Origin of the sequence: Halalkalibacter suaedae (assembly GCF_017939705.1) — a bacterium.
GTDB lineage: Bacteria > Bacillota > Bacilli > Bacillales > Bacillaceae_D > Halalkalibacter > Halalkalibacter suaedae.
This window is the reverse complement of the sequence record NZ_JAGKSQ010000004.1, coordinates 335,025-359,898: the sequence shown is the minus strand read 5'-3', so window position 1 is coordinate 359,898 and position 24,874 is coordinate 335,025. Positions and strand designations below refer to the sequence as shown.

General features: G+C 37.6%; 27 protein-coding genes, 1 pseudogene and 1 other annotated feature. Of the genes and pseudogenes, 5 read left to right on the top strand and 23 right to left on the bottom strand.

From position 1 onward, the window contains the following. Positions 1-90: 90 nt before the first annotated feature. From J7W16_RS12185 to J7W16_RS12170, 4 genes are all read right to left on the bottom strand, one after another. The gene (locus J7W16_RS12185; protein ID WP_210597573.1) at positions 91-852 is read right to left on the bottom strand and encodes a DUF2087 domain-containing protein; all 762 of its coding nucleotides are present in this window, start codon (positions 850-852) and stop codon (positions 91-93) included. Positions 853-1,240: 388 nt separating this feature from the next. Continuing rightward, on the bottom strand, positions 1,241-2,239 hold the full coding sequence (locus J7W16_RS12180) for a tryptophan--tRNA ligase (protein ID WP_210597572.1): 999 nt from the start codon (positions 2,237-2,239) through the stop codon (positions 1,241-1,243). 60 nt (positions 2,240-2,299) lie between these two features. After that, positions 2,300-2,548, bottom strand: a binding site (T-box leader). A 104-nt stretch (positions 2,549-2,652) separates the two neighbouring features. Then, the gene (locus J7W16_RS12175; RefSeq protein WP_210597571.1) at positions 2,653-3,108 is read right to left on the bottom strand and encodes a DUF3052 domain-containing protein; all 456 of its coding nucleotides are present in this window, start codon (positions 3,106-3,108) and stop codon (positions 2,653-2,655) included. Positions 3,109-3,208: 100 nt separating this feature from the next. Continuing rightward, on the bottom strand, positions 3,209-3,688 hold the full coding sequence (locus tag J7W16_RS12170) for a hypothetical protein (protein ID WP_246879979.1): 480 nt from the start codon (positions 3,686-3,688) through the stop codon (positions 3,209-3,211). Between the two features lie 176 nt (positions 3,689-3,864). Between J7W16_RS12170 and J7W16_RS12165 the strand changes: the two genes are divergently transcribed. Further along, positions 3,865-4,248, top strand: a complete 384-nt coding sequence (locus tag J7W16_RS12165) for a hypothetical protein (protein ID WP_210597570.1) — start codon at positions 3,865-3,867, stop codon at positions 4,246-4,248. Between the two features lie 228 nt (positions 4,249-4,476). On the opposite strand, the gene J7W16_RS12160 is transcribed toward J7W16_RS12165, so the two are convergent. From J7W16_RS12160 to J7W16_RS12140, 5 genes are all read right to left on the bottom strand, one after another. After that, a complete protein-coding gene (locus J7W16_RS12160; RefSeq protein ID WP_210597569.1) occupies positions 4,477-5,547 on the bottom strand; it encodes a DUF3895 domain-containing protein in 1,071 nt (356 codons plus the stop codon). Positions 5,548-5,769: 222 nt separating this feature from the next. Then, on the bottom strand, positions 5,770-6,261 hold the full coding sequence (locus J7W16_RS12155) for a hypothetical protein (protein ID WP_210597568.1): 492 nt from the start codon (positions 6,259-6,261) through the stop codon (positions 5,770-5,772). 6 nt (positions 6,262-6,267) lie between these two features. Then, positions 6,268-7,353, bottom strand: coding sequence for a LolA family protein (locus tag J7W16_RS12150; protein ID WP_210597567.1), 1,086 nt, complete (start codon positions 7,351-7,353; stop codon positions 6,268-6,270). A 12-nt stretch (positions 7,354-7,365) separates the two neighbouring features. Further along, on the bottom strand, positions 7,366-8,829 hold the full coding sequence (locus tag J7W16_RS12145; RefSeq protein ID WP_210597566.1) for a HAMP domain-containing sensor histidine kinase: 1,464 nt from the start codon (positions 8,827-8,829) through the stop codon (positions 7,366-7,368). Then, the gene (locus tag J7W16_RS12140; RefSeq protein ID WP_210597565.1) at positions 8,826-9,527 is read right to left on the bottom strand and encodes a response regulator transcription factor; all 702 of its coding nucleotides are present in this window, start codon (positions 9,525-9,527) and stop codon (positions 8,826-8,828) included. Before J7W16_RS12140 ends, J7W16_RS12145 begins: the two co-directional genes overlap by 4 nt. A gap of 306 nt (positions 9,528-9,833) precedes the next feature. Between J7W16_RS12140 and J7W16_RS12135 the strand changes: the two genes are divergently transcribed. After that, positions 9,834-10,436, top strand: coding sequence for a YdcF family protein (locus J7W16_RS12135; RefSeq protein ID WP_210597564.1), 603 nt, complete (start codon positions 9,834-9,836; stop codon positions 10,434-10,436). A gap of 101 nt (positions 10,437-10,537) precedes the next feature. Here the strand turns inward: J7W16_RS12135 and J7W16_RS12130 are convergent, their stop codons facing one another. The 3 genes from J7W16_RS12130 to J7W16_RS12120 all read right to left on the bottom strand — a co-directional run bounded on the left by J7W16_RS12130 (position 10,538) and on the right by J7W16_RS12120 (position 13,984). Beyond that, positions 10,538-12,013 (bottom strand): amidase family protein, encoded by a 1,476-nt coding sequence (locus J7W16_RS12130; RefSeq protein WP_210597563.1) that lies wholly within the window; start codon positions 12,011-12,013, stop codon positions 10,538-10,540. A 49-nt stretch (positions 12,014-12,062) separates the two neighbouring features. Continuing rightward, positions 12,063-13,460 (bottom strand): hypothetical protein, encoded by a 1,398-nt coding sequence (locus J7W16_RS12125; protein WP_210597562.1) that lies wholly within the window; start codon positions 13,458-13,460, stop codon positions 12,063-12,065. 146 nt (positions 13,461-13,606) lie between these two features. Further along, a complete protein-coding gene (locus tag J7W16_RS12120; protein ID WP_210597561.1) occupies positions 13,607-13,984 on the bottom strand; it encodes a putative zinc-binding protein in 378 nt (125 codons plus the stop codon). A gap of 804 nt (positions 13,985-14,788) precedes the next feature. Here J7W16_RS12120 and J7W16_RS12115 point away from each other — a divergent pair. Beyond that, entirely contained in the window at positions 14,789-15,439 is a 651-nt protein-coding gene (locus J7W16_RS12115) for a transcriptional regulator (RefSeq protein WP_210597560.1), read from the top strand. A gap of 75 nt (positions 15,440-15,514) precedes the next feature. Here the strand turns inward: J7W16_RS12115 and J7W16_RS12110 are convergent, their stop codons facing one another. The 4 genes from J7W16_RS12110 to J7W16_RS12095 form a co-directional block, all read right to left on the bottom strand. Next, a complete protein-coding gene (locus J7W16_RS12110; protein WP_210597559.1) occupies positions 15,515-15,772 on the bottom strand; it encodes a hypothetical protein in 258 nt (85 codons plus the stop codon). A gap of 5 nt (positions 15,773-15,777) precedes the next feature. After that, positions 15,778-17,436 carry an ABC1 kinase family protein gene (locus J7W16_RS12105; protein ID WP_210597558.1) on the bottom strand — a complete coding sequence of 553 codons (1,659 nt, stop codon included), beginning with the start codon at positions 17,434-17,436 and terminating at the stop codon, positions 15,778-15,780. 527 nt (positions 17,437-17,963) lie between these two features. Then, a complete protein-coding gene (locus J7W16_RS12100) occupies positions 17,964-18,440 on the bottom strand; it encodes a hypothetical protein (protein ID WP_210597557.1) in 477 nt (158 codons plus the stop codon). A 58-nt stretch (positions 18,441-18,498) separates the two neighbouring features. Next, positions 18,499-18,906, bottom strand: coding sequence for a hypothetical protein (locus J7W16_RS12095; protein WP_210597556.1), 408 nt, complete (start codon positions 18,904-18,906; stop codon positions 18,499-18,501). 402 nt (positions 18,907-19,308) lie between these two features. Here J7W16_RS12095 and J7W16_RS12090 point away from each other — a divergent pair, with 402 nt between their 5' ends. Next, positions 19,309-19,830, top strand: a complete 522-nt coding sequence (locus J7W16_RS12090) for an RNA polymerase sigma factor (protein ID WP_210597555.1) — start codon at positions 19,309-19,311, stop codon at positions 19,828-19,830. Beyond that, complete coding sequence (locus J7W16_RS12085; RefSeq protein WP_210597554.1) at positions 19,820-20,653, top strand: hypothetical protein; 834 nt, start codon at positions 19,820-19,822, stop codon at positions 20,651-20,653. The genes J7W16_RS12090 and J7W16_RS12085 overlap by 11 nt, the downstream gene beginning before the upstream one ends. A gap of 110 nt (positions 20,654-20,763) precedes the next feature. Here the strand turns inward: J7W16_RS12085 and J7W16_RS12080 are convergent, their stop codons facing one another. The 7 genes and pseudogenes from J7W16_RS12080 to J7W16_RS12050 all read right to left on the bottom strand — a co-directional run bounded on the left by J7W16_RS12080 (position 20,764) and on the right by J7W16_RS12050 (position 24,857). After that, the gene (locus J7W16_RS12080) at positions 20,764-21,606 is read right to left on the bottom strand and encodes a hypothetical protein (RefSeq protein ID WP_210597553.1); all 843 of its coding nucleotides are present in this window, start codon (positions 21,604-21,606) and stop codon (positions 20,764-20,766) included. A 149-nt stretch (positions 21,607-21,755) separates the two neighbouring features. Then, positions 21,756-21,983, bottom strand: coding sequence for a hypothetical protein (locus J7W16_RS12075; RefSeq protein WP_210597552.1), 228 nt, complete (start codon positions 21,981-21,983; stop codon positions 21,756-21,758). A 60-nt stretch (positions 21,984-22,043) separates the two neighbouring features. After that, positions 22,044-22,583, bottom strand: a complete 540-nt coding sequence (locus J7W16_RS12070; RefSeq protein ID WP_346726929.1) for a type II toxin-antitoxin system HicB family antitoxin — start codon at positions 22,581-22,583, stop codon at positions 22,044-22,046. A gap of 43 nt (positions 22,584-22,626) precedes the next feature. Beyond that, entirely contained in the window at positions 22,627-23,205 is a 579-nt protein-coding gene (locus tag J7W16_RS12065; RefSeq protein WP_210597551.1) for a hypothetical protein, read from the bottom strand. Positions 23,206-23,246: 41 nt separating this feature from the next. Further along, on the bottom strand, positions 23,247-23,444 hold the full coding sequence (locus J7W16_RS12060) for a hypothetical protein (RefSeq protein WP_210597550.1): 198 nt from the start codon (positions 23,442-23,444) through the stop codon (positions 23,247-23,249). A 384-nt stretch (positions 23,445-23,828) separates the two neighbouring features. Next, positions 23,829-24,377: a YfiT family bacillithiol transferase gene (locus J7W16_RS12055; protein ID WP_210597549.1), complete on the bottom strand. Its 549-nt coding sequence runs from the start codon at positions 24,375-24,377 to the stop codon at positions 23,829-23,831. A 17-nt stretch (positions 24,378-24,394) separates the two neighbouring features. Then, positions 24,395-24,857, bottom strand: a pseudogene (locus tag J7W16_RS12050) (NUDIX domain-containing protein). Positions 24,858-24,874 lie beyond the last annotated feature (17 nt).

Below are 24,874 nucleotides of genomic sequence, written 5' to 3'. Positions count from 1 at the left end.
TGACCGCTATGGTTCCATACCAACCCTAACCTTTCTGACTTGCCATCTTTCACTTTAAATCTTGTAAGTTCAACATTCATTTGAACCACCTTAATTCCCAATCCAATATTCAGTACAATCCTTGCTACGCTTCATGAAACCATACTCAATCAGGTATCTTCTGATTGTTGCAAAGTCACTGTATATTGCTTTCAATATTTCATTCACTTCTTTTTCAGAGTATCTTTTAGTTGGTTCAAAGCGCTTTACAATATGTTGTAATACAATCAGCTTCCTTTTTTCCTTACTTGGAAACGTATCTAATTCTCCATCGGCACCTTGCTTGAAATATCTTGACAGCACCTTTTGCTTTTCTTCTTCTGTTGTTGCATAGCGTTCATCCACCATTGTTGCCCCCTTATGAAAACTAACAAAATTAGGTTCAGCTTGTTTATCTGACTTTTTACTTAATAGATTCATGATCGCAAGAAATACCTTTGCTTGTTTTTCCTTTTCCTTGAGTTTAAATCGATGATTTCTAACAGTAGAAGGGCTACCACCATTCAACTCTTGTACGATTTCTTTGTCACTTAACCCCTTCATGAAAAAATCCAGTAATTCCTTTTGGTGATCTGACAATCCCGTGTGTTTCTTATCCAGACTAAGTAAATAGTCAAAGACTGAGATATGAGTATCCTGTATATGTCGACTTACTGCTTTTTTGGCTTCGTACAAAACACCATCCATCGGATAAATAATCCCATCTACAAAGCTTTCATTACATAGAAGACAAGTAAATTCATCATTCGAATGAACGTACCCATTTGCAAGCTCATCAACTGTTGCATTCCAAAAACGCTCTTCATTATCCATAAGCAAACAAAACTCCTTAACGTTTATTAATATATAAACATTTTAATTTATTGTTTATAAAATAACAACTATCCTTTAATGATTTCTCACAAGGGGTAATATGCTCTTTGTTTTTTTACTATTTAGACATGAAAAATAGCCCCTCTTAAAATAAACAGATTCTTATTTCATCTGTTTACTTTAAATAGGGGCTTGTTAAAGAAGCGATCCTTTTAATTTTCATAAAAAAGTATAGTTATAACGCTCTAGACTGTCGCAATAAACATAATCAAAGAATTCGAAAGCTCATTAGTGAATGAATCATATATTTGGTAAACATCCTAATAAATAATTCAGCTAGAATCTAGTAGTAAAACCTACTTCAATTTCCTTTACACACAAAAACCTTTTAAACATAAATCCAGACTTTGCTTTTAATCTCCTTTAAAAATGGTGTGGTAATAGACCTAGCCTTTTCTGCTCCTTCTCTAAGAATCTCATCAATTTTTTCTGGAGAGGACATTAATTCATTGTATTTTTCTCGCGGTTCCTCAAGAAATCGATTCATGACATTAAACAATTCCTTTTTCGCATCTCCCCAGCTAATGCCTGTGAGATATTGTTCCTTCATTTGTTCCACTTCAATCTCTGAAGCAAATTCCTTATATAGCATAAAGATAGGAGAATGCTCTGGATCTTTTGGTGCTTCTGGTGGCAATGAATCTGTTTTGATTTTATTTATCAGCTTTAATAACTTTTTCGGTTCTTCAAAAAGTGGGATTGTATTATTATAGCTTTTGCTCATTTTCCGGCCATCTAATCCAGGTAATACAGCCGTATCTTCTTGAATTTTGTATTCTGGTAGCAAAAATGTTTCACCGTAGGTATGATTAAAAACCTCAGCAATGTCTCTGGCGATTTCGACATGCTGAACCTGGTCTTTCCCGACAGGTACTACCTCGGTTTTAAACATCAAAATATCGGCAGCCATTAGAATTGGATAGTTATACAAACCCATATTCACACCGAAATCCTGGTCTTTCTCAGAATTCTTATTACGTTCGACACTCGCTTTATATGCATGAGCTCTGTTCATTAAACCCTTAGATGAAAAACAACTCAAGATCCAATTTAATTCAAAAATATCAGGTACATCCGATTGTCTATAAAAGACTACCTTTTCAGGATCAAGTCCGAGTGCTAACCATGTTGCTGCAATCCCATATGATAACTGTCTAAACTCCTCAGCATTATGGATTTGTGTAAGACCATGATAATCCGCTACGAAATAAGCAGATTTATAGCCAGGCAATACAGCTAGATCTAATGCTGGTTTGATTGCTCCGATATAGTTCCCTAAATGAATTTGTCCTGTTGGCTTGATCCCTGTTAATATCGTTCTACCCATAACTAATCCCTCCCTTATAACAAATAATTTTAAACACAAAAAGGGTTACCCGTCCCAAAAAAAAAGGACGAGTAACCCGTGGTGCCACCTTAATTCGTTTACAAAAGCAAACGCACTTAGCCGTACAGAAACATCAGTCGTTGTTTCGATACTTAGTCTCCTTTAACGGTAAGACGTTCCGCTCAACCTACTATTAATTCAGTCAAGTAGCTCAGAAGCCCATTCAACATTAGTCCTGCACTGATTTTCACCAACCATCAGCTCTCTAAAGCGTTCTTAACGTTTACTCTTCTTCTTCATTGCTCTCAATTATTATTTTTCATTCTAAATTATGGATATGAAAAGGTCAATGTTTTATCTAAGAACTCACTCTGAATAAGATAGCCATTAACAAATTAATGCCCGATACCAATCTATTCTACAATACGTTCTTTTCCTTTTTCTGTTACTGCGTTCTTCCGTGTCATCTTTTTAATTTTATCAACTGGTCTGAAGCGCAATGCGGACCAGTCTTCATCAATAGCTATTTGCCGAACGGGCTCAAATCCTTCATCAGCAAGTAATCCAGCGACTGTCTCCCGACTACAATTAGACCCTTTATACTTCTTAGAAGACTTTTTCGGATAACAAAGCCATAATAAGCCGTCTTCCTCAAGAACCTTCAAACCCTCTCTCGCATGACTTTGAATTTCTTCATTAGAAGAGCCGAATACTTGCACAAAAGGATACGAGTCTAATCTAACCTCTTTATGTACTTCTGCTTCAAAGGTGATAGTTTCGTCATATTCCTTAGGTCCATTTATGATCAATACCGGCTTACTCTGATCTTTTAACTGCAGCTTCTTAATAATTGCTCCATGCTCTGACACGATCTATGCCTCCCATGCGATATAGCCGTTAATTCGTTATATCCTTACCAATTTCATTAGCATTTAAGCAGGATGCTTACAGCTATTGTAACCCTTCCTGTTAATCTAACCCTTCAGCTAGCTTCTTCATTTGCAGAAAGTTGTCTTCATTGCTAAAGTCACTTTTAGTTAAATTTAAACAGTCGCAAGCGAAACAAAGATGTTCAAGCCAATCAGCATCATGACAGCGTAACGCCTCTTCACATTCCTTTTCAATGTATGGCACACTAATTTCCCTACCCATACTTCTAAATACCTCAATTGCTTCTAGAGCTCCGGGCCAATTTCGATCTTGCAGTAATCGTGCTAATTTGGGCAAAGCCTTTTTATTTCTTGGATAGCCAATTTTCTTTATGACCAGCACACCGTTTTGCCAACATTCTTTCCCGTATTTAGGAAGCACTCGATCTACCTTTTCCTCAGGTAATTGTGAAAGAATCAAGATCGATTCCTCTTGTGCTTCTTTCGGAAGGGACCAATTTAGATTATAGACATAGTAGATAATTTCCTCTTCTTCTAGATCAAGATAATCTTTCATCATAATACCCTCCCGTTTAATAATCAAAAACCCTCACCAAACAAACCCCCGTCAACCAACGGAATTAATAGAACTTTAAGTGTATTATTAAAATTAACTAAATCTAAATATTAAAAGTCTTTATCAAAATAAGAAGCCTGTTATACTTTAATCACCAAATACTGGAGGAGGTCAATGCTGTGAAAAATAAGAAAAAGTTATTAAAACCACTGGTTTACTCGCTAATTTTTGTAGGAGCGTTTCTTTTAATAACTTTTTTATCCGAATACCTGGAAAAACAAGCTATTTATAGTGAAGCTAAAAAGCCTTCTGAAGATGCAGTTATGGAATTTATTAAAGCCGAAGAGATAGATCATGCTGAGATGATCGTTGTTGATAAAGACATTCAGTTCAAGCATTATTTTGAACATAGAGATTTTGTAGGAAACCATGATTATTGTATCGTAACCTATATATTTGAAATAGACACTAAGCAATATGAGGTTGTTACACATATATCAGAAAGGAAAGGAGGCTGGGAATTTATTGATACAAACTCCGTTAAACAGTTAACGAACAAATGAAGCAACCGTTCGTTTTTGAATGATCGTCCTATTCACACCTTCCACGAAACGAATCTGAACACACAAATTGGAAAAAAAACCCTCCTCTTTATGTTTAATAATACTTTTCTACGCCTCTTTTTTAAAATGATGATCGTATAAACAAATCTTCTGATCCCTGACATTCAATTTTTAATAGGGAATCCTAAAAAAAACCTAACATGACTTCAACAACTATGTGTTCCAACATCAAAACTCAAACAAACTCAACTGGTCAGTTTCAGTTTCTACTTCAGGTTTCGTTTTAGTTTCTTCAATCTTTTCCTCAACTTCAACCAAATCTACAGCATCATTCAACTTATAAGCCCGAGCCCCCAACCCATGCTCGTCACTTAATTCCAGTTTATCGTCTTTTACAAGTGCATCCAAAAAGAGACATACATGTGGGTAGATTCGGAGAGTGCCGGTTGAATACGTTTTTTTGGGAGCACCGTGATTTTTTACTAAGTCGTTACAGACGTCAATAGCACGAAATTCTGTGCCATTTAAACTGTCGATATAAACCAGAACACCTAGCTGTAGTTTTGCATCTAATTGAATATTGCTCTTTATGACTTGTTGCCCAGAGCTAAGCTTGGCAGACATGAGGTTTCTACGCTCAGCTGCAATTTCTCTTTGTCTTCTATCTTCTTTTTCCTGTTCGGCTTTTTCATTTTCCTGCTGTCTTCTTTTTTCTGCACGAGATTGTTCGGAAATTCGCGTTCGCAACCGCTGAACCTGCCTGTCTAGCAGAGGAACGTCATGATCGAAATGTTCCTGAATATCGTTTGGAATCTCAATCGAAGCTGGAATATCGCCTATACCCTCGTCCGCAAGTGTCCAACCATTTGCTAGTTTTACTAACACTTCATCTAATTCATAATCTATTTTTTCAATGCCTTTAACGATATCCTTAGCAAGATGCGGAGGGATTCCGGTATGTTCTTCAAAATGTTTAATACCAAATTTCTTAATCTCTCTCGTTTTTTCGTTTTGGACGATGTACTGGTATCTAAGGGGACGACCGCACTCGCAGTGTAGGTCAGACGTACTTTGCCACGTTTCACCCGCATCAAGATAGTCTAGTAGCTCCCATTGTGCTGCTACTTCTTCGATATCGTCCTCATCACTTCCACTCGCTTTATCCTTTGCTAGAACATTTGAAAAAACCGTTCTTCTGCCCCTTTTCATAAGCTCGATCACAAATGCCCTCTGCCCGTCACTGAGCTCAATTAATAACTGATCTCTCTCTTTTTGACTTAGAGGCTCAATTTGATACATACTATCCTCTCCTCATTTCTATCTGATTGTTCCTATCTGTCGATTCCGTTTCTATTTGTATTAATAGTAGCATTATTTTAGATGAATTTGGGAGAGTTTATTAAGGGAAAAGAGAGAAGAACATAGAAATGTAGATTCCTTCTACACAACAAAAAGGAACCAAAGCACTAATTGCTCGGATTCCTTTTTATATTTTTTATAAGAATTGAAGTGCATTCCATATCATCCTACACCAATCACAGGACCGTTCACAATCTCCAAAACTAATATGTCTCTCGCTTGTATAAGACGTTCCTTCACCAGTGGTTTAGGTAAGCCAACCACTTCACTAATATCACTAATCGAAAGCAGGCACACATGCTTTAATATGAGAATGGCGCGTTCTTCAAATGCTAGGTTCATTAACCCTTTTGCCACTGACATCTTTACATGCATGATAGAGCCATTCACTTCATCTACTTGCTGATCTAGAATCGTCAGCGTGTGTTTAATCACTTGTTTATACAGCAAAATCTTATCTTCTCGTCCTTTTCGCTGTGAATCGAAATCAGCATAGGCTTCGATTAGTACCTCTTTAGAAATTTCCTCAGCTATCTGTTTGTTATTAACGAGTAGATAGCTGAGCTGAAAGATCCTATCTTTGTGCTTTTCAACATACGTACAGAATTGCTCTCGCCTTCTGTCATACAAATGAAGGTATAATCGCTTTTTCATTGTCAATTACTCCACAAACTCTAGGTTTTCTGCAATTTTAATGACATCTTCTTTTGTTAGATCTGGATTCTGAACTAATAAGGAATATCGCAGGCCTGCTTCATCCCAGATGAGATTTGTAATGACTTCCTCCGTGTAGATAGCTGTCGTCCCTCGAAGCTCGATTTCTTCCTCTTTTCCAAATCCAATTGGGAGGCCCTCTTCCTCCGGTGTTTCAAAGGATGATAGGATTAGCTGTGAAAAGCCATCCTTTTGGTATTCTTGACTGATCTCAGTTCGATCAAAGTTCTCCATCCGAAATTGCTCTATACGGACGAGCTCATATCCTCCGTCGGTGATTGTTAGAATTGGTTGCCCGTAAATAGCGGCAGCATCCTCTAAGGTCACCTCTTCGGCCGGATTCATTTCTTCAAATGGTTTGATCTCGACTCCCTCAGGTAAATCAAGTGTGAACGTCTGATCATCAAAGCTCGGATTCACTTCCAATTCGGTCACCTTATAATTCACCTTGATATCGTCACTTTCCGTAATCGACTGAACGATCATCCAATGCTCCTTTGTCACCCAGTATTCCTCTACTCCTCTTAAACTGTTTTTCTCTTTTGGGACTGCCTTAATATGAAACGTATCGAAGCCATTCAATTCCTCATCGCCAATTAATTCAATATCATGGGTTTTCCTTGTTTCTTCTAAAGTTATCTCAATTTGTTCACGTTGATTTTGTCCAGTCCATTCCGAACTAAGCTCAGGAGCGTCCATTTCGTATGCAGCTTCCTGCGAATCTGAGTAGAAAATAACTTTTTTCCCGTCATTTAGTGACATCGTGACTTCTCCATCTGCTGTTGCTGAGATCACCTTCGTTCGATTCCCTTCATTGTCCATCCACTGCTCCATCGTTGAGTCATCAATCAGCTCTTGACCTTTATATACTTCAAAATCCACCTTCATGTAATAGCCTTGAATGTCATTATTCTGTTCAACGGCATTTGCGACAATTTCATCTGGGGAATAGTGGCCTGTTTCTTGAACTGAACATGCCCCCAACACCAATCCTAGGCTAATTATTGATAAGCTTTCCAATGACTTTTTCATAGACAATCACTCCTACGTCCTTTTTTGTTTAAACCTCATCGTAATTAATGTACCTTTTCCATTAAATGAGGATAGCTTCATCTCACCGTTATGCTTCTCAGCAATTCTCTTTGCAATGCTGAGGCCTAGTCCCGTATGCTTTGCCTGTTCAAACGTTCTCGCATCCTCTTCTTGGTAGAAGGGGGTAAAAACCGCTTCTAAGTCGTGGATTTTCGGCCCATCATTTTGCACAATTAGTAGGGCGTGATCTTCATGGAATTGCTCTAGTTGACTGCGTGCTTCCTCAAAAATCCACTCAGGTAGTTCCTCGCCTGCATTAATAACAGCAAGGCCAATCATGGAACCTGTCGGGGTGTAGCGTAATGCATTGCTCATCAAATTATCAAGATAGCGAACCATCTGCTGGTCATTCATAAAACAGGTTCCTGAGATTACGGCGTGTTTCTGTAACAAAATCCCCTGCTGACGTGCGAGCTCGTCATAGCCTTCAAATAGCATATCGAAAAATTCTTCTGCATCCACCTCAGGTAACTCGATATCATATTGGCTAGATTGTAATTTGGCATAGGTCGTCAAATCCTCAATGATCCCTTTTAAATGACTGGATTTATTTTTAAGAATTTGTAGATATTCTTTACGCTCAGCTGGCGTTAAATTCGACTCATCCTGTAATGCTTCGGCATACGTTTGCAATGCGGTTAATGGCGTCTTTATATCATGGGAAAACGACGCCATCATCAGCTGTTTTTCCTCTTGTTCTTTTTTAGCTGCCTGTTGAGCATTTACAATTTGCTCCTGCATCTGCTCAAAATGTCTCATCAGCTGGCCAATCTCATCATTTTTCTTTTGCTTGAAATGAATTGGCTTCTGCATTGCAGCGAATGATGACATGCCATTCATTAATTGCTTCAACGGCCTGTTCAGTTTTCGTTGCAATAAAATAATGACAGCACCATACAAGGCAGTAAATAAGATCATTAGCGAGGCAATCATCATTGTTCTTCTTTCCTTGACCCCGTCGACCCAATCTGAACGATCCATCTGGATTTCATAAATCCCATGAATTTGCTGATCTTCGTAGATCGGCTTTTTGACACTTAAGAATTGATAGGATAACTCATAATTGTAGAGATTCTTCATTAATTGGGAACGGTCCACCTGCTGTAATGTCTGATAGTCATCATCAGAATGATAGACCAAGACGCCATCTGAACGATAGAGCTGAATCGTCACCCCAGCCCTTTTCGTCTCCTCTGGCAACTGCTTTTCTATTTCTTCCTTAGGCTGAACTTGATAGAGACTACGGGACTGAAGATGATCCTCTATCGTCCGAATTTGTTCATTTAATTCAAACATATCTGCTAACCGTTTTGACTGATCCCATTCTTGGACAAGCAGAAAGAATCCGTATGCTGCAGCGAGTGGTAAGAACATCACTATTAAATACGTAACCATTAACCATGTCCGAATTTTCATGAAAGGGTTTCTCCAATAAATCGATACCCCGTACCCCAGACGGTCTCAATCCATTTCGGTTCTTTTAGATGTTCCCCAAGTTTCTTGCGGAGGCTTTTAATATGAACATTGATCGTATTATTGCCATCCACATCCACCTCACCCCAGACCTGTGCGTATAGCTCAGATTTAGAAAACGTCCGACATGGATGTGTCATTAGTAGTTGCAGCATTGCAAACTCCTTCGACGTTAATGATTTTTCACTATCATCAACCTTGACCATTCGTTGCTCTAAATCAATCACCAAACCATCATTAAAGGAAAACCGCTTCTCAGCAACTTCTATTCCCTGATATCTTTGATACCTCCGTAAATGAGAGTTCACCCGTGCTGTTAGTTCGACTAGACTAAATGGCTTTGTGATATAGTCATCAGCCCCCAAATCCAATCCCTTAATTTTCGCTTCATCCTCTTGTTTCGCACTAATAATAAGTAGAGGAACATCACTCGATAATCGAATATTTTTGCACAGCTGAAAGCCGTCCATTTCGGGAAGCATTAAATCGACAAGCACAAGATCGTAGCTCGCTTGCTTGAAATCCTCCCAGCCTTCTAATCCTGTCGAAGCCCAGGTCACCCTCATTCCATTGCGACTAAGGTGATCACGACAAATTCTCGCAATTTCTTTATCATCTTCAACGAGTAAAATCGAAACCATTTCTTCCTACCCCTCTCACAAAACCTATTGTAGACTGATTTATTGATAAGATTTTAGATTTAATAAATACTTTATAATTGGAGGTCCCTGCTCTCCCATCTGGAAGGAGATCACATTATTTTATTTTAGCGATAATCTTTTGACCTGCCTAGAGGCTAGAGGGTTTCCTTACAAACCACCGCGTGAGCATGATTTTCTGCTGATCAAACAACTCAACCAATAAAGCCAAAGACCGTTTACTCAGCCAGTCATCAACTTGTAAATTGTGGTATATTTTTAATGGGGAATTCAGATAAGGAGGCTATCATGTATCTATCTAAATTAGAAACTGAAAAGCTATCAGACAGACAAATGACAAAGCTATTGTATTCAGATATTGAAGATTATGGTAAGGATGGTGATTGCATTTTTGTAGTCGGCAGCAGTAAAGCAATTCACTATCGCTTACCAAAGGCAGTCGAATTATATAATGCAGGACGAGCCAGCAAAATATTATTTTCAGGCGGAGTAACATGGAGTGGAAATGATTTCTCAGAGGCCATTTCTTTGAAAAAAGAAGCAATATCCTTAGGTATTCCTGAACAAGATATACTAATTGAAGACAAGTCATTACATACATTAGAAAATGTTTTGGCTTCATTATTGGTATTAGACCGGGAGTTTCATTTATATAAAATCAACCGTCTTTTAGCCGTTACAACATCCTATCATATGAAAAGACTCCATCTGACCCTAAAGACATATATGCCTAGCTGGATTAACTATACTTTATGTGCTGCTGAGGACAACAACACTCGAAAGGATAACTGGTTTTTATCTGATTTAGGTCGGAAACGAGTACAGGATGAATCTGTAAAACTGATAAGATATGTGAAACAAGGTGCGTTGGCTGACGTGGAAATAAAATAGGTCGGAAATGATCGAATACCTTAATCAAAAAATGCACCTCAAAGAGATGCATCTGAATACAATATATCCTAATGAATTAGCAAACCCTCACCCAAAACCAACTATTTTGTACATGTAGGTGGACTTTTTCGAGCTTTCGTTGCTTGCTCAAAAGCATAGGCAAGTTTGATTAAGGCACCTTCACTAAAAGCAGGACCTGCTAATGTGATCCCAAAAGGTCTACCACTTTTCATATACCCAGCTGGAAGAGCAATAGAAGGGTATCCAGCTTTCGCACTAATCGTTGAACCTATGTATGACGGAAAGACAATCGCGTCTAACTCATACGTTTTCAGGACATAATCGATCCCTTGTTCTTGTGAAAAATATAAGTCTTCTAGCTTTGCTTTTAAATAGTCAGAATTTCTTAGTGTGTTCGGAAATGTTGCTCTTTGTTCCAGTTTATCCTGACCATATTTCAATGCTTTCTCTGCTATGCATTTATTAAACTCAATTAATTCAGATATAGAGTGGACAGGCAAATGTCTTGGCAATGTAGCTAGATAATTCTCTAGACTATGTTTTAATTCGTAAAAATTCACGCCCCATTTCCATTCTCGATGAAAGGCAGCAATTTCGATGTTGTTAACGATAGTGGCACCTTCCTCCTCTAAAACATTAATAGCATTCGTAAATAGTTCCTCGTCAAACTCGTCAGATTGATAAAATTCTTTAGATGCGTTTTGAAAGATACCAATTCTAGCACCTTTTAGTCCTTTAGCATCTAAATGGCTTGTATAGTCTTTCTGGAACCGTCCTTCACTTTTGTAAGTAGCAGCGTCAGCATTGTCTACGCCTGTTAGAGCACCTAGTAGGATCGCGGCGTCTTTCACCGTTCTTGCAAAGGGCCCAGCTGTATCCTGAGAATAAGTGAATGGAATCAGACCACTTCTACTTATTAAACCGACAGTTGGCTTAATTCCTACTACTGAGTTTTGGATCGCAGGACTTAGAATCGACGCGTCCGTTTCAGTTCCAACGGCCAAAACGGTAAAATTTGCAGCAACTGACACCGCTGATCCTGAACTAGAGCCACCAACAAACAAAGTCGGATCACCATAAGGATTTAATGTTTGTCCTCCTCTTGAGCTGTAACCCGCCCACATCTCACTAGACATCCCATTAGCTAATTCTGTCATATTCGTTTTCCCCATGATAACAGCACCTGCATCTCGAAGCTTCTTCACGAGAAAGGCATCTTTACTAGCCAGATGGGTTTCGAGGGCAATCATTCCTGCACTTGAATGCATCTTATCGTTCGTTTCAATATTATCTTTCAAAACAACAGGAATTCCGTGCAATGGTCCCCTAGCACCTATTGTTTCTCGTTCATGATCGAGTCCCTCGGCAATGAAGACTGCTTCAGGATTGATTTCAAGTATAGAATTTATCTTAGGTCCATCCTGGTCATAATTTGCTATTCGATCAAGATAATACATAACCAATTCTTTTGATGTGATCACTCCAGCGGCCATAGCCTCTTGTATCTCATCGACTGTTAGCTCTTCCTTGAAGAAGTCTTTAAAATGCATGCCCATCCTTATTCTCCATCCTTTAAGTGTTTCTATGACAAACGATTAAGTGTCGTTATTCATTTTCATAAATCTGGATTGTTTTATTAACAGCTGTCTCAAATAGAAGGTTTTCGATTTTAACTGTGACGTACTCAGTTTCTTTGGGAAGAGTTGATATATCTATCCCCAAATGCATCGTGGTATCAGAAGACCCCATATTCTTGTAAGAGCTATCTGGCATTACTTGACCCCTATCGTCAATGTAAGAAATCAGATTACTAGGCTTGAACTTACTTGAATTTAAGGGAAAGTTAATCATGTCAGTAGTCACTTTTTGATTTGTTTCAACACCAGTTTCCTCAAATGTAATACCCCAAACCACTCTATTTTCTTCTCTCGATTTCACCTCAACAATCCCATTATAATGCTCATTAATTGCAATCGGTTCTAGCGTCTTATCCTCCTCTAATTGGATCGGTACGTTGAATTCTATGACTTCAGTGTTAGTCATCTCTACTGAATCAACTGTTAAGTTCAAATTAGTTGGAAGGTAATTAATTGGGTAAAATGACATAGACTTCACCGCCACTTCTTCTCTCTTTTCTTCGCTAGAAGGATCATTTGTATAATGTCCTGAAGAACGATGACCAGTAGTATCATCAGTTAATGAAGTTCGTATAAACATAACTTGATCCTGGTTATCTTCAAGAACAGCATTCAGATACGTATAACCAGGGGCTATATGAAGGGATTTGAAGGTAATCCTTATATTTTCATCAAGTTCAATCTTTTGATCCATTTCAACTGTTAGCTGCTCTAAGTCATCTGCATTAAAAGAGACAGGAACCTTCTGATTAGAGAGATGATAGATCCTTCCACGTAAAGTAATTGTCATGTCTCGTAAATCTAACTCTTCTACTTCTCTAACCAACATTTGGTCTTCCTTACGTATGGCTGGAAATAAAGCAATCTGGTGGTAACGCCCATTAACGATACGATCATCTTCAAAGTTCGACATCCTCTGTCCCTCTATCTGAAGATATTTCTCTTCATTATAATAAATCGAATAATGCCAGCTGGGTCTTTCTAGTTCTGATGCTATTTCATCGATATCCACACTATAAATCATGGCGACGTAATCTTTGCTGTACCAAATTTCTTCAATCTTAAATGTTTTATCTGTTCCCTTAACCATCCATTTTTCATCATATGTACGAGTTAACCCTAATTCACGAGCCCATTCAAATCCTGGGATTAGTTGAGCCGTATGATGTTTCCATTCATCCTCGGTCATTTCCTGAACGAAAGGATGGTGTTGCACCTGTTCATTGGGTGGTTCTTTCTCTGTCTCATTTTCAATCTCTTCTTCCAATTCTCCGATGGTATCTATTTGCACGTTTTTACTCACAAATGCAAAAATGGCAAGGGCTGCAAAGACGGCCAAAACCAATAGTAGTTTCTGTTTCGTCATATCTCCTCACCTCTTACCATTTATACTACAGGTAAATTATGTAATGTGCTACAATAATCTCCTTGTTAAAGGAGATTTGGAACAGCCTTCTCTCCTCCACAAAAAGCCTTGGTTCTCATGAACCAAGGCTTTTGCTTACAATAGAGTTATCTAATCACTAAATTTTCTTCGTGAAGATCTACCATGATTTGCTTATACGCTTGCTCGAGTAAATCGGGATTTGGATCCTTGCCTTTGAGCTTTGGTACTGAATAGTCTGAAAGAACATGATAAGAATCGACTCCGACACCATGTCTTGCCAAGCAGTTTTTGCTGCACGATAACGAACACCCATCGATCGCGATAATACTTCTTCCGGACTTTGCAGTTTTGACAAGCGACTTAACATCACCCCCAACCCCTGCAATACAAGACATTTCCGCTACCTGCTCTCGGTCCATCCTCAAAACAATGGCATTAGCGGTTTGTGCTGCAGATGAACAGCCAGAGCACGAATAGACAAGAGGCATATATGATTTCCGCATGATTTTCCTCCCTTTATGCTTTTTTTATCATTTCATAGCTAGTTTAAACAGGGAAAGTATTTTATGCTGTTAGGTAGATCACACTAGATTGAATCCATTTGTCAAAATCGATACTTTTATTAAAAACTAGAATGCAGTATATTTAAAAAGACCCCACCAGTAAAACCCCTAGCAAAATCCCTTCGATTATTTTACGGACATCTGTTCCGTTATTTTCTTCAAAATCGTCATTTTTGTTTCTTTACGGACATCCATTCCTTTATTTCTGGTCATTCCTTCTATATTGACAGCTATTTAGCAAAATAACGTACTCAATGTCCGTTACTCCCAACTATGTGTACTTTTCACGCAGATTAGCGGAACAGATGTCCGTAAGTAATCCCCAACAAACAAAAACCAGAGAGGATAGTGAATTAATGAAACAGTAGCTTATGCAAGCATATCCAAAATTCTATTCTCAATAACTCTATGATTGAGCTATCATTTATCAACCATAAACACATCCATAAAAATTAAAAATGCAGTATTTAAAAAAGATCCCACCAGTAAAACCCCTAACAAAAATCCCTTCGATTATTTTACGGACATCTGTTCCGTTATTTTCTTCAAAATCGTCATTTTTGTTTCTTTACGGACATCCATTCCTTTATTTCTGGTCATTCCTTCTATATTGACAGCTATTTAACAAAATTAACGTACTCAATGTCCGTTACTCCCAAATATGTCTATTTTTCGCGCAGATTAGCGGAACAGATGTCCGTAAGTAATCCCCAACAAACAAAAACCAGAGAGGATAGTGAATCAATGAAACTACGATTCCAGCAAGAATATGACAATTGGCTTTATTTAAATATTTCTGAGGAAAAGAATCATAGACGACGAGAGCTCCTAGAGAAGGGATTGGGTCATGGAACCGTTGAATTTCTTCGCTTGATTTGGTTCCCCACTGTAGGGAACTTTGATCATTTGTATCCCGAATGGGAAGTGCGAGATCTCAACAACGGATACCGTTACCTAGACCTTGCCTATAGGCCGATGGATGCCAAAGGGTGTATTGAAATTCAAGGATATGGGCCTCATGCGAGGGATCTTGACGTGAGACGTTTTAAGGATTTATGCTGGCGGCATTCTTTATTAGCATTAGATGGCTGGACTATACTACCAATTGCTTATCTATCAATCAAGGATGAGCCTAAACAATGTCAACAATTTATTCTTGCTTTTATAGGAAAATTCATCTCAACAACTACCTCTCCACCACTACCATGGGTAGAAGTAGAAATTGTCAGATTCGCCGAGCGACTGCTTCGTCCATTCACCCCGCTAGAGCTCGCCACTCATCTACGAGTTAGTGATCGTCATGCTAGACGCCTCCTACATAAACTCGTTGATTCAAAGATCCTCCGTGTAGCAAGTGGGGATAAGCGAAACCGAACGTATCAGCTTCATATTTAATCTTGCAACATACCACAAAAAAAGTTCCTGACTCGAAATAAGTCAGAAACAGAATATAGTCTTATTTTTTCAAACCTAACCCACTTTTTCCCCTTTCCCATTATACTCACTCCAAAACTTCAACAAGAGACGAAACGGAAACGGAATTGGCCAGCCAGCTTTTTCTGCTTGTCGCAAGAAATTGATAAATGAAGCTCCTACCCGTCGCTGCGATTTGATCTCTTCTTTATTTCCTTTAAACGTTACCCGGTAGCCATCCTCCAATCCTTCAAGCTTGAACTCATATGGACCGTATTCTTTTGTTGCTTGTTTCTGTACCTTTTCCTCTGTCATGGTGATCATCCTTTCGATTCATTTTTGAACGATCGTTTCACTAACCGCCGGTAAGAAAGCAGTGAACGTAGATAGAACAACGTACTAATGACAAAGGTTGCGACACTTCCATAGATCAATTCGGTCTGGTCTAGGATCACCCCAATATAACTACCGATCAAACTAAGAATCATAAAGACGAACGTATCTCGTTTGACCGATCGGTAAAACGATTCCCGGAGGCGGAGCTGCTCCTTTTCTTCTTGTAACTGCCGGAATCGTTTAGGTTCATTTAAGACGTCATCCAATTTACGCGGAACCCCTAATAACGGCTTTAAGTATTGCTGAATAAGCCCGACTGCTGAAGAACGACCATCCTCCTTGAAATCCCGTAACCACTCCATAATCAGTGGCTTACTTATTTCCAAGATATTAATTTTAGGATTAAGAATATAGAGAATGCCGACAAATGTTGAGATCGCTCTACCAAAGAACGCTAATTCACTCGGCAATTGAATCGGTTCCTCTTTAATCACCGTTTGAATATCATCAAGAATTTGCTGAACTAAATAGTCATCCATTTGAGTGAAATCCCGCTCGACATAGGTGTTAATCAATGTCCTTATAACGTCTTTTAATTTCTCTTTATTCGCATGAGGCAATAAGAAACGCAAGGCTTCCAATGCTTCAATGACCTTATCGTAATCATCAAACAGAATCCCTTCAACAAGCCTACGAATCGCAACAGCGTCATTCTTCTGAATCGTTCCAACCATCCCGAAATCAAGAAGCACAATCGTCCCGTCGCTCTGTACCATAATGTTTCCAGGGTGTGGATCTGCATGAAACCTACCTTCTTGAAGGATTTGTTCCAAAAATGCTTTAAATAAACGCTCAGCAAGCTCGTCACGATTAATTCCATTCTTCTCCAAAAAAGATAAATCGGTAATTCTCGTTCCTTCAATCCACTCCATCACAAGTACTTTTCTAGTTGAATATTCTTGATAATAACTAGGTATTTTCATTTCAGCCGAATCCAAATATCGATTCTGAAAATAGGTCGCATTCTTTAATTCTTTGATAAAATTTAGTTCATCACCAATGACAATCGTCATTTCCTTATATAGCTTTGATAAGTCCATTCTCTTTCCATATGACGTGAACGTCTTTGCAAGCCACATCACGATTCTCATCGCTTTAAAATCGGTACGGATGATTTTGTCTATGCCAGGCCTCTGGATTTTAATTGCAACCGAGTCACCATTGTGCAAATAACCATGGTACACTTCACCAATCGAAGCTGAAGCGACCGGTTCAACACTCACTTTATGAAGGATGGCTCCATAATCACCATTCCATTCGTCTTCTAACACCTTTTTTGCTTTTTCCCAAAAGACAGCTGGAACTCGGTCGACAAGCTCTTCTAATTCATTCAAAAACACCTGTGGCATAATATCGGCTCTTGAACTTAGGAACTGACCTAATTTAATTAAAAGCCCCTCTAGTTTAATCGCCGTCTCACGATATTCAGCTGCTTGCTTCTTTAATAAAGCCTCCCACTTGCGTTGGGCCTGATCACTACTCCAATTATGCTGATACCTTTTCTGAAAGAGAATAATTTGTATAAAAAACTTCACCGCCATGTTTACAATGACAATGATTCGATAAATGGCGATATTCTTCAAACAAGCACTCTTTTCAATGACTAAGCTAAAGTTCAACAACATTGTATAACAGACGTATAATATATGTACAGTTTGCTGATTTACGTGTTTTTAAACATTTAGCATTATCCATGAAGACAGAGAGCCTTCACGAACGTGTTAAGTTTGCCATACTTGAAACATTTCCCTAAATAACATATAATTCTTGTATAGAATCTAGAATGTAACAAAAAGTAAAAACAAGCTATGGCGGTCACCATAGCTTGCGGTACAATCGTATAGACCGTTTGAAGGCGGTCAACCATCAGCAGTATGGAAAAAAGTAACCTACACAGCTTTGGCGGCAGGGTAGGTTACTTTTTGATTTTATCAATTAAAGTAACAAGTAGTGTGATGAACAGAAGAATAAATGTAGCTGTCGCTAAATCAAAGTCTCCACTCATGTTCTCACCCCCTTACTGATGGGGGATTTTGAACGCCACCCTGCCTATACAATTGCACCTATAAACCATCATAACAAATTCTTCCAACATGTACATAATAAAAAATCATTTCTTTCTTTCAACAAATTCAGGCTCATAATTCGCTATAACCTCAAAAATTTCATCTCCTGTTATAAAAAGGTGATGTTCCACTTCTGGAAATACCACTTTGTTCGCAATTGGATTTTCATCAAACTCACTCACATACACCGAGTTCTTCGCTTTATAAAAGCAAACTGAATCCTGATCAACATTTACTCCCTTAATGTCTCTATTATTTAGATGGATACTTCCAAGCTCTGTACTGTAGCGAAATGCCCATACACAGTATTCTAATGGACATAGATTATTTAGATCCCTATAGAAAACATCTACTATATTTCCGTAATGATCCTCAAATGATATTTTCAAATAATCATTATGTCTTTCCATTTCAATCATATTAAAATCATAGGTATTATTACCTTTTAAGCTCTTAGTTGGTTGCCATGGTATTAGTTCTTCTTTCACGCAGCTATTATTGTTTGAGTTATTAGTATTCATTCGAGCCACCTCCTAACAAGTAAGTATCACAGTTTCGAATTTCAAAAGTTTCATTTACTCATTCCTTTAGGCTATCGAGTAAAAGATAACCAAAGATCAAACCGGCTACTGTAGTGACTGTATTTGATTCTAGCATGACCATTTCAAGGGTAAGGGGCAAATAGTTTCCAAAGGATGTAAAATAAAGAAGGGGCGTCAGAGCTATATATAAACTAGGTATACCAATTACGATTATTTTCGCCCAATTCACTGTCCATCTTTTCTTTTTATTGATTTCGTCTAGTAATAGCGGTAAGCGAAGTAATAGCCCTAAAATGATAGGAAAAAGAACCTGAAAAAGTGTAGTCGGAATCAAAGTATAAGTTGTTTCAGCTTTCTCTTCTAGATTAAGCTGAAATCTAATACCGATATACATGACAAATCCAATGATCACAGTCCATATAAAATACTTTAAAAATTGATTCATTTTCGCCTCCCAAAAAAATTTACTCAGTCCCTATAAATAGATCGTTAAAAGCATCCAACTGTCCTAGATTAACGTTCTAAACGAACATCCCACTCTTCCTCGTCCGAAAAAAATCCACTGATTCTCCTTGAAGCCATCTGTGTCTAAGTCCCAAGGTATTTTGAAACTATCTTCCATTAATTTTAACATTAATTTCCTTTTAATTGAGCGTAAATAGATAAAAATTCATACTTAACGTGAAATTAATAACGGTCAAATCAAACAACCCTCCTCAAATTCCCCCTATAATACAATTAATGAATCCCAAAATGAAAATTCTAAAACTAAAAAAACACTCTTTTTTTGACACATAAAAAAATGCCTTACGTCTAATAAGTGAAATCACATACGGGGAGCTAAATTATGACGGCAAAGAAAACAATTTCAGAATGGTTTTACCAGTACAGTGATGATGTCTACAATTTCCTTGTTTACTACACCGGTAAAACGGATGTAGAAGATTTAGTTCAGGACGTATTCATTAAGGCTGGGAAGGGTCTTCATTCCTATCAAGGACGATCGACTCCGAAGACTTGGCTTTTCAGCATTGCACGTAATGTTGCCATTGATGAAGGGAGAAAGAAGAAGAACAAGCTTAGTCAATCCGCCACTCCCTTTGATGAAAGCATTTGGAATCAGCAATCAGATGCCAATCCTGAGCAGCTCCTCTTAAGAAAAGAAGAATACCAGGGACTTTATGCGGCTATTTCAAAACAAAAAAAGAAATTCCGTGATGTCCTGATTTTACGTGGCATTCAGGATTTATCAGTTAAGGAAACAGCAGAAATCTTAGGTTGGAATGAAACAAAGGTCAGAACCAATTACCATCGTGCCATTAAAGCATTGAGGACTGAAGAAATCGGGAGGCAATCAGATGAACAATAATCATAAATCATTCGAAGATAAAGTCAAAGAACTACCTTCACATCGGTTATCTCAATCGACAAAAGACCAGATTCACCAAAATCTGATGGAGTCTCTTAACGATGATGATGGGTCACAACCAATAAAGAGTGGAATGGACATAAAAAAGCTCACCGTAGGTATTGCAACAGCTGCAGCACTCACCTTATTTTCCATTATTGGCGTTAACATATTGACGACTAACGAACAATCAACAGATAATGTCGAGAACGTCGAAAGTGTAGAGAAGCCGTCTCCAAACGAACAACCAGAAGTGACTGATCAAGAAGAGCCTACTGAAGAACAAATCACGATCGAGCAAAAGGCAGAGGAAATCGTTCAAGCATTACACGACCGCGATATGGACGTACTCGCAGATTATGTTCACAAAGAAAAAGGGCTATTGTTTTCACCTGACGGATATATCGCAGATTTCTCGGTGAAAGTTGCCCAAAGCAAAGTGGTCACGCTACTAGAGGACCCAACCGAATATGTTTGGGGCATACAAGAAGCGAATACAGAAATCAAGTTAAGTCCTGAAGCATATTTTGATGAACGAGTGATTCCAGAAAGATTTCTGAACCCAGATGAAATGAATGTCGATCCAAATCCAGATGATCCTAGTGATCAAAGAAGTACAAATATTAAGGAATTTTACCCAGAATCGAGGGTCGTTGAATTTCATTATGACGGTACAGAAGAGTATGATGGATTGGATTGGAGAAGTCTGAATCTCGTGTTCGACAAGAATCAAGAAGGGGCTTGGGATTTAGTAGCCATTGTAAATGATCTGATGGTGTATTAATACACTAACGGTTTCGTTCCCAACTCGCCTTGAGAGGAATCCTAATCCTCTCAAGGCTTTTTATTGTTGTAATAACTAACTGACACTTGCTTCTAAAATGATTCCGGATACTATGATTTTTGCTTTTCTTCCAGCTCATCAAGCAATCGTTTGAAACTTTCTACTTCGTCAGGTAGTGATGATTCTTTTGCTAATTCAGTACCTTTCTGTATTGAATTCCTCGCTTTTTCAAATAAATTCGCCTTAATTTGAGCATCTGCAAGTGTGTACCAATAGAACCACGCATCTAACTTTGCTATTTTATCCTGATAAAATTTTTCAATTGTAGGATAGTAACTAGAGAACAGTTCTTCATTCCGAGCTAAACGAACGCCATTCCATTTTAGAACATTTACAAAATAGGCATCTGCAATGTAGCGCTGCCAAACAGCTATACCTGTTTTCTTATCCGTTATTAGCTCCATCATATGATTCGGAATTTCTGCTATCCTCTGAAAAGAATGATTATTCCATCTAAAAACCTCTAATGTATTTCCAGCTGAAGCACCAATTGTCACTCCAAAGAGATACTCATTAATTCCGTCACCAGTAAGATCTGCCGTACCTGAATAAGCTAATCCTACTCCTTGGGTTTGGCTTTCCCAGACCTTTTTCCATCTTTCATTTTCTTTCCTTAGAACTATTACACCATATTGTGATGGGTTCGGTTGTTCTTCTGCCTTTATTACAAAATTAATAATTACATCTTCTCTTCCGTCCTGATTTAAATCGTATAGCTGGTATGGCTTAGTTGATTTAGGTTCCTCGGGACTTATCAATTCTGAGTTTGGTGGTAAACATTCATTGATCACTTTCAATAGATCGTTATTTATCTTTTCTTCAGCATAAATAAAATTTGGTAAAAAATTAAAAAAGACCGATGCCAACATAAAAAACAAGATAATTTTCTTCAACAATAATCCCCCTTATTTAGCGACTCTTAGAGATTATTGTTCCCTGATGTTACCTTAAATATCAACATCTACATCCAACTCACAGCTGTAGTTCACATTAATTTCATTTAACTCATTGAAGAGAGCAATCCAATTCAAAAATTAATCACTTACCGTTTATATTTATTCACACTATTAATATATTCTTTTGCATCTTTTGCAACACATCTTAAAGAGATTGCTAAGATCATGCAGAAAATTAACAGGATAAGAGAAGTCGACATAAATCTTTCTTCAGTTGTATAGTTCGGTAGTTTAATTACAATGAAACATACTAACACACCACTTGCTCCAAATAATAGATTGGACAATCTTTTAACTCTCTCAAAGTTTGGCACATGATCCTCCTAATCTAATCAATTTGTCACTAGTTCTTTAAAAAAATACTTATTTTGGCTTTACTCTAACTCACCACGACGTTTAATTATGAGATTTTCAACAAACTGTTTAAATTTCTCGTAGGCTTCAGATTCTAGTTTCACTGTAAAAAGTAAAACTTCATTAGAATCTTCTTTTTCCTCTGAATAAAAAATATCCCAGTTTCCTTGCTCATTTTTAAATCCGATTGCTTCAAAATATTCATCACTTTCTTCGACGTAATAGCCAATATGCCAGTGACGACCTTTTAAATGCTCCTCTATTTCCTCTGCATATTGCTCTAACGATGTCTCTATCTTGATTAATTCCATCTCTTTGGAAAGGCGATTACTTGGAATAGGAATCGGTCCAGGTACTTTTTCATTATCATATATGAACCCTGCCAAGGCGCAAGCTAACTCCTTTTCTGCATTTTCTATAGCTAGACTCCTTGTTTTCCCACGTGATAAAGGATAATCCCAGCCCGATTCCGGAAATAGAGCTGGGAAATAAACACAAAACATCTCTTCATCTTCCTTGTGAATGAACGCTGGATAAACTACTTTTCCGAATTCGAACACAGTGACACATCCTTAAATATATGCTTTTTTAAGCCTTGACTGACTAATCAATACTTAACTGTAATTTCCGGATTAACTCTTTGTACTTCATCAAACAATCACTTATAGAAAGAACTGCCAAATAAGAAGAAGGTTCTAGATCAACTAAGACACAATCATCATAGATTAAGATAATATTCAATTCCTTTTTAGGTGTTATTCTTTCTTCTATAAGTAGATCCGCTAATGCTGCATATATTTTTTGTCCTTGATCATCAATCGACCTTTCTACTGAGAAACGCCCAGCTAGGCTATCCCACCATACTTTGAAGGCTTGATATAATTGATTAAATCCATTTAAAGTATTTTCTGTTTCAGCGAATAAACCGTGGTAAAACAAATTTTTCTTTTCGATGTACATCTTTAGGTCATTTTTGGGATGCTCTGTAATTCGCTTCAATACTTCTTCCCATAACATTCGATAACACGTATCAAAGTCTTCCCGAAACTCAATTTTTGTTGGTATGTATGGAAATTTCAATTCATCTCTATTTTCATTTTGATTTAGAAACAAATTTTGAATATATATTAAAAAATTTAATGAGTGAGAAGCTTCTGTTCTCATTAGCAGCGTGTTTTCCATATCAACAACCTCCCTAGATAAGCACTTTCAGATTCACAACCTTAACTCATCCCGAGAAGGCTACCACCAAAAAGCCACATCATTGGTGTTAGAATAACCAGTAAAAATAACCCTGTGAACATATACTTAATGTATTGTTTTCTATTTACGCCTTCTCTTAATTCCCAAAGACCTAATGTAATGAAATATAGTCCAACTAAAATTGAAGCGATTGGAAGAACGATCAATAATATACCCATGTACGCATCCCCTCTAATCATTTTATATAATTTTAAGATAAGTATCCGTTACTACAAAAAAACTATTATTCTCTCAAACCTTTTAGCATTTCCTCATCAATTGATTCTACTTTATCCTCTGTACCATCTTTTCTTACAAAGTTTACTTCAACTTCTCTAGAAAGACTGATAGCATATACCAAAACGTTCTATTCCCTTTTACACCAATAATTCCCCCTCCTTTTTCACGGGGGTTTCTCTTTCCTTTATCAACATTCCCGTCTCTACAGTTTAACATTAATTTCCTTTTTATTAGCACAAAAATAGATGCATTACCGTTGTTGTGGTAATGCACCTTTTTGTTTAAGGATATTGCTTCACAATCTAGCAAAGTAGGCTATTGTATTACCAACCCCTACGTTGTTTAAGCGATTCAATTTGTGCAATATGATGTCTACCGTGCCAAGCATACCTTTGTGTTGCAACAGCTAAATTCATTAAGCCGTGTGTAGGACTCTTAAATGTCCTTTCGAACTCAGTTGCAGTTAACGAAGCAAGTAATGTAGTAAATCTATTATCAATGTATTCAATAAGGTTCAATGATAGTTCAATAAGGTTCAATGATAGTTCAATAGGTGTATTTTTATAATCGTAAAATTCTGCCCATAAATCTTCTCGATAAGAAGTCGCAATTGGATTCTCTTCAGTTAATGCTTTTTTAAATCGGATGTAGGCATTCATATTGTTATCAGCCATATGGTGAACTACCTGTTGAACAGTCCAGCCACCAGAACGGTATTGCGTGTGCAGTTGCTTAATAGATAGATTTTCTACTGTAAGCCGAAGGAGTTTCGGCATTTCTGAAATCTCCTGAATCCATTTATTACGTTGTTCTGGAGTTGGATTCTGTAATGGTTCAAATTGACCGATCGGAAAACGAATCTGTTCCTGCATAGATAGCTCCCAAAAATTTAATTAATATCCCCCAAATAAATTGGAGATCTTTCATTCATAATATATTTTGATATGTATTTCCTTAGCTCTTTTGGGTAGATTCTATACTCTTTTAAGTTGTTAATATCTATCCATTCCACTCCAACTTGGTGACTATCGGGATTTGTAGGCATTTCATACTCTTTTTCTAGAGTTTCAAGTATACAAACAAAGTAATATTCAACCTGATGGACCTCAAAATCAAATGAAGCATGTTCATGATTTTTTCCTATATACTCACGAATATGAAGAAGTTCGCCTATTTCGACCTGTTTTCCTATTTCCTCAATACACTCTCTAGCTAACGCTTCATGAATAGTTTCGCCACTCTTGTCCACCACCAGGAAAAAGATAAAAATAACCATCATCATCTTTATTTTTCGTTAACAAAACCTTAGAATCAGAAATTATAATAGCTTTGGCTGAATTTCTAATCTTCACTTTACACCCTCCCACTA

Excerpts from the sequence above, each read along its gene's own strand:
- J7W16_RS12185 (WP_210597573.1), bottom strand. The coding sequence starts at position 852 with ATGGATAATGAAGAGCGTTTTTGGAATGCAACAGTTGATGAGCTTGCA.
- J7W16_RS12180 (WP_210597572.1), bottom strand. The coding sequence starts at position 2,239 with ATGGGTAGAACGATATTAACAGGGATCAAGCCAACAGGACAAATTCAT.
- J7W16_RS12170 (WP_246879979.1), bottom strand. The coding sequence starts at position 3,688 with ATGATGAAAGATTATCTTGATCTAGAAGAAGAGGAAATTATCTACTAT.
- J7W16_RS12160 (WP_210597569.1), bottom strand. The coding sequence starts at position 5,547 with ATGTATCAAATTGAGCCTCTAAGTCAAAAAGAGAGAGATCAGTTATTA.
- J7W16_RS12155 (WP_210597568.1), bottom strand. The coding sequence starts at position 6,261 with ATGAAAAAGCGATTATACCTTCATTTGTATGACAGAAGGCGAGAGCAA.
- J7W16_RS12150 (WP_210597567.1), bottom strand. The coding sequence starts at position 7,353 with ATGAAAAAGTCATTGGAAAGCTTATCAATAATTAGCCTAGGATTGGTG.
- J7W16_RS12145 (WP_210597566.1), bottom strand. The coding sequence starts at position 8,829 with ATGAAAATTCGGACATGGTTAATGGTTACGTATTTAATAGTGATGTTC.
- J7W16_RS12140 (WP_210597565.1), bottom strand. The coding sequence starts at position 9,527 with ATGGTTTCGATTTTACTCGTTGAAGATGATAAAGAAATTGCGAGAATT.
- J7W16_RS12135 (WP_210597564.1), top strand. The coding sequence starts at position 9,834 with ATGTATCTATCTAAATTAGAAACTGAAAAGCTATCAGACAGACAAATG.
- J7W16_RS12130 (WP_210597563.1), bottom strand. The coding sequence starts at position 12,013 with ATGGGCATGCATTTTAAAGACTTCTTCAAGGAAGAGCTAACAGTCGAT.
- J7W16_RS12125 (WP_210597562.1), bottom strand. The coding sequence starts at position 13,460 with ATGACGAAACAGAAACTACTATTGGTTTTGGCCGTCTTTGCAGCCCTT.
- J7W16_RS12120 (WP_210597561.1), bottom strand. The coding sequence starts at position 13,984 with ATGCGGAAATCATATATGCCTCTTGTCTATTCGTGCTCTGGCTGTTCA.
- J7W16_RS12115 (WP_210597560.1), top strand. The coding sequence starts at position 14,789 with ATGAAACTACGATTCCAGCAAGAATATGACAATTGGCTTTATTTAAAT.
- J7W16_RS12110 (WP_210597559.1), bottom strand. The coding sequence starts at position 15,772 with ATGACAGAGGAAAAGGTACAGAAACAAGCAACAAAAGAATACGGTCCA.
- J7W16_RS12100 (WP_210597557.1), bottom strand. The coding sequence starts at position 18,440 with ATGAATACTAATAACTCAAACAATAATAGCTGCGTGAAAGAAGAACTA.
- J7W16_RS12095 (WP_210597556.1), bottom strand. The coding sequence starts at position 18,906 with ATGAATCAATTTTTAAAGTATTTTATATGGACTGTGATCATTGGATTT.
- J7W16_RS12090 (WP_210597555.1), top strand. The coding sequence starts at position 19,309 with ATGACGGCAAAGAAAACAATTTCAGAATGGTTTTACCAGTACAGTGAT.
- J7W16_RS12085 (WP_210597554.1), top strand. The coding sequence starts at position 19,820 with ATGAACAATAATCATAAATCATTCGAAGATAAAGTCAAAGAACTACCT.
- J7W16_RS12065 (WP_210597551.1), bottom strand. The coding sequence starts at position 23,205 with ATGGAAAACACGCTGCTAATGAGAACAGAAGCTTCTCACTCATTAAAT.
- J7W16_RS12060 (WP_210597550.1), bottom strand. The coding sequence starts at position 23,444 with ATGGGTATATTATTGATCGTTCTTCCAATCGCTTCAATTTTAGTTGGA.
- J7W16_RS12055 (WP_210597549.1), bottom strand. The coding sequence starts at position 24,377 with ATGCAGGAACAGATTCGTTTTCCGATCGGTCAATTTGAACCATTACAG.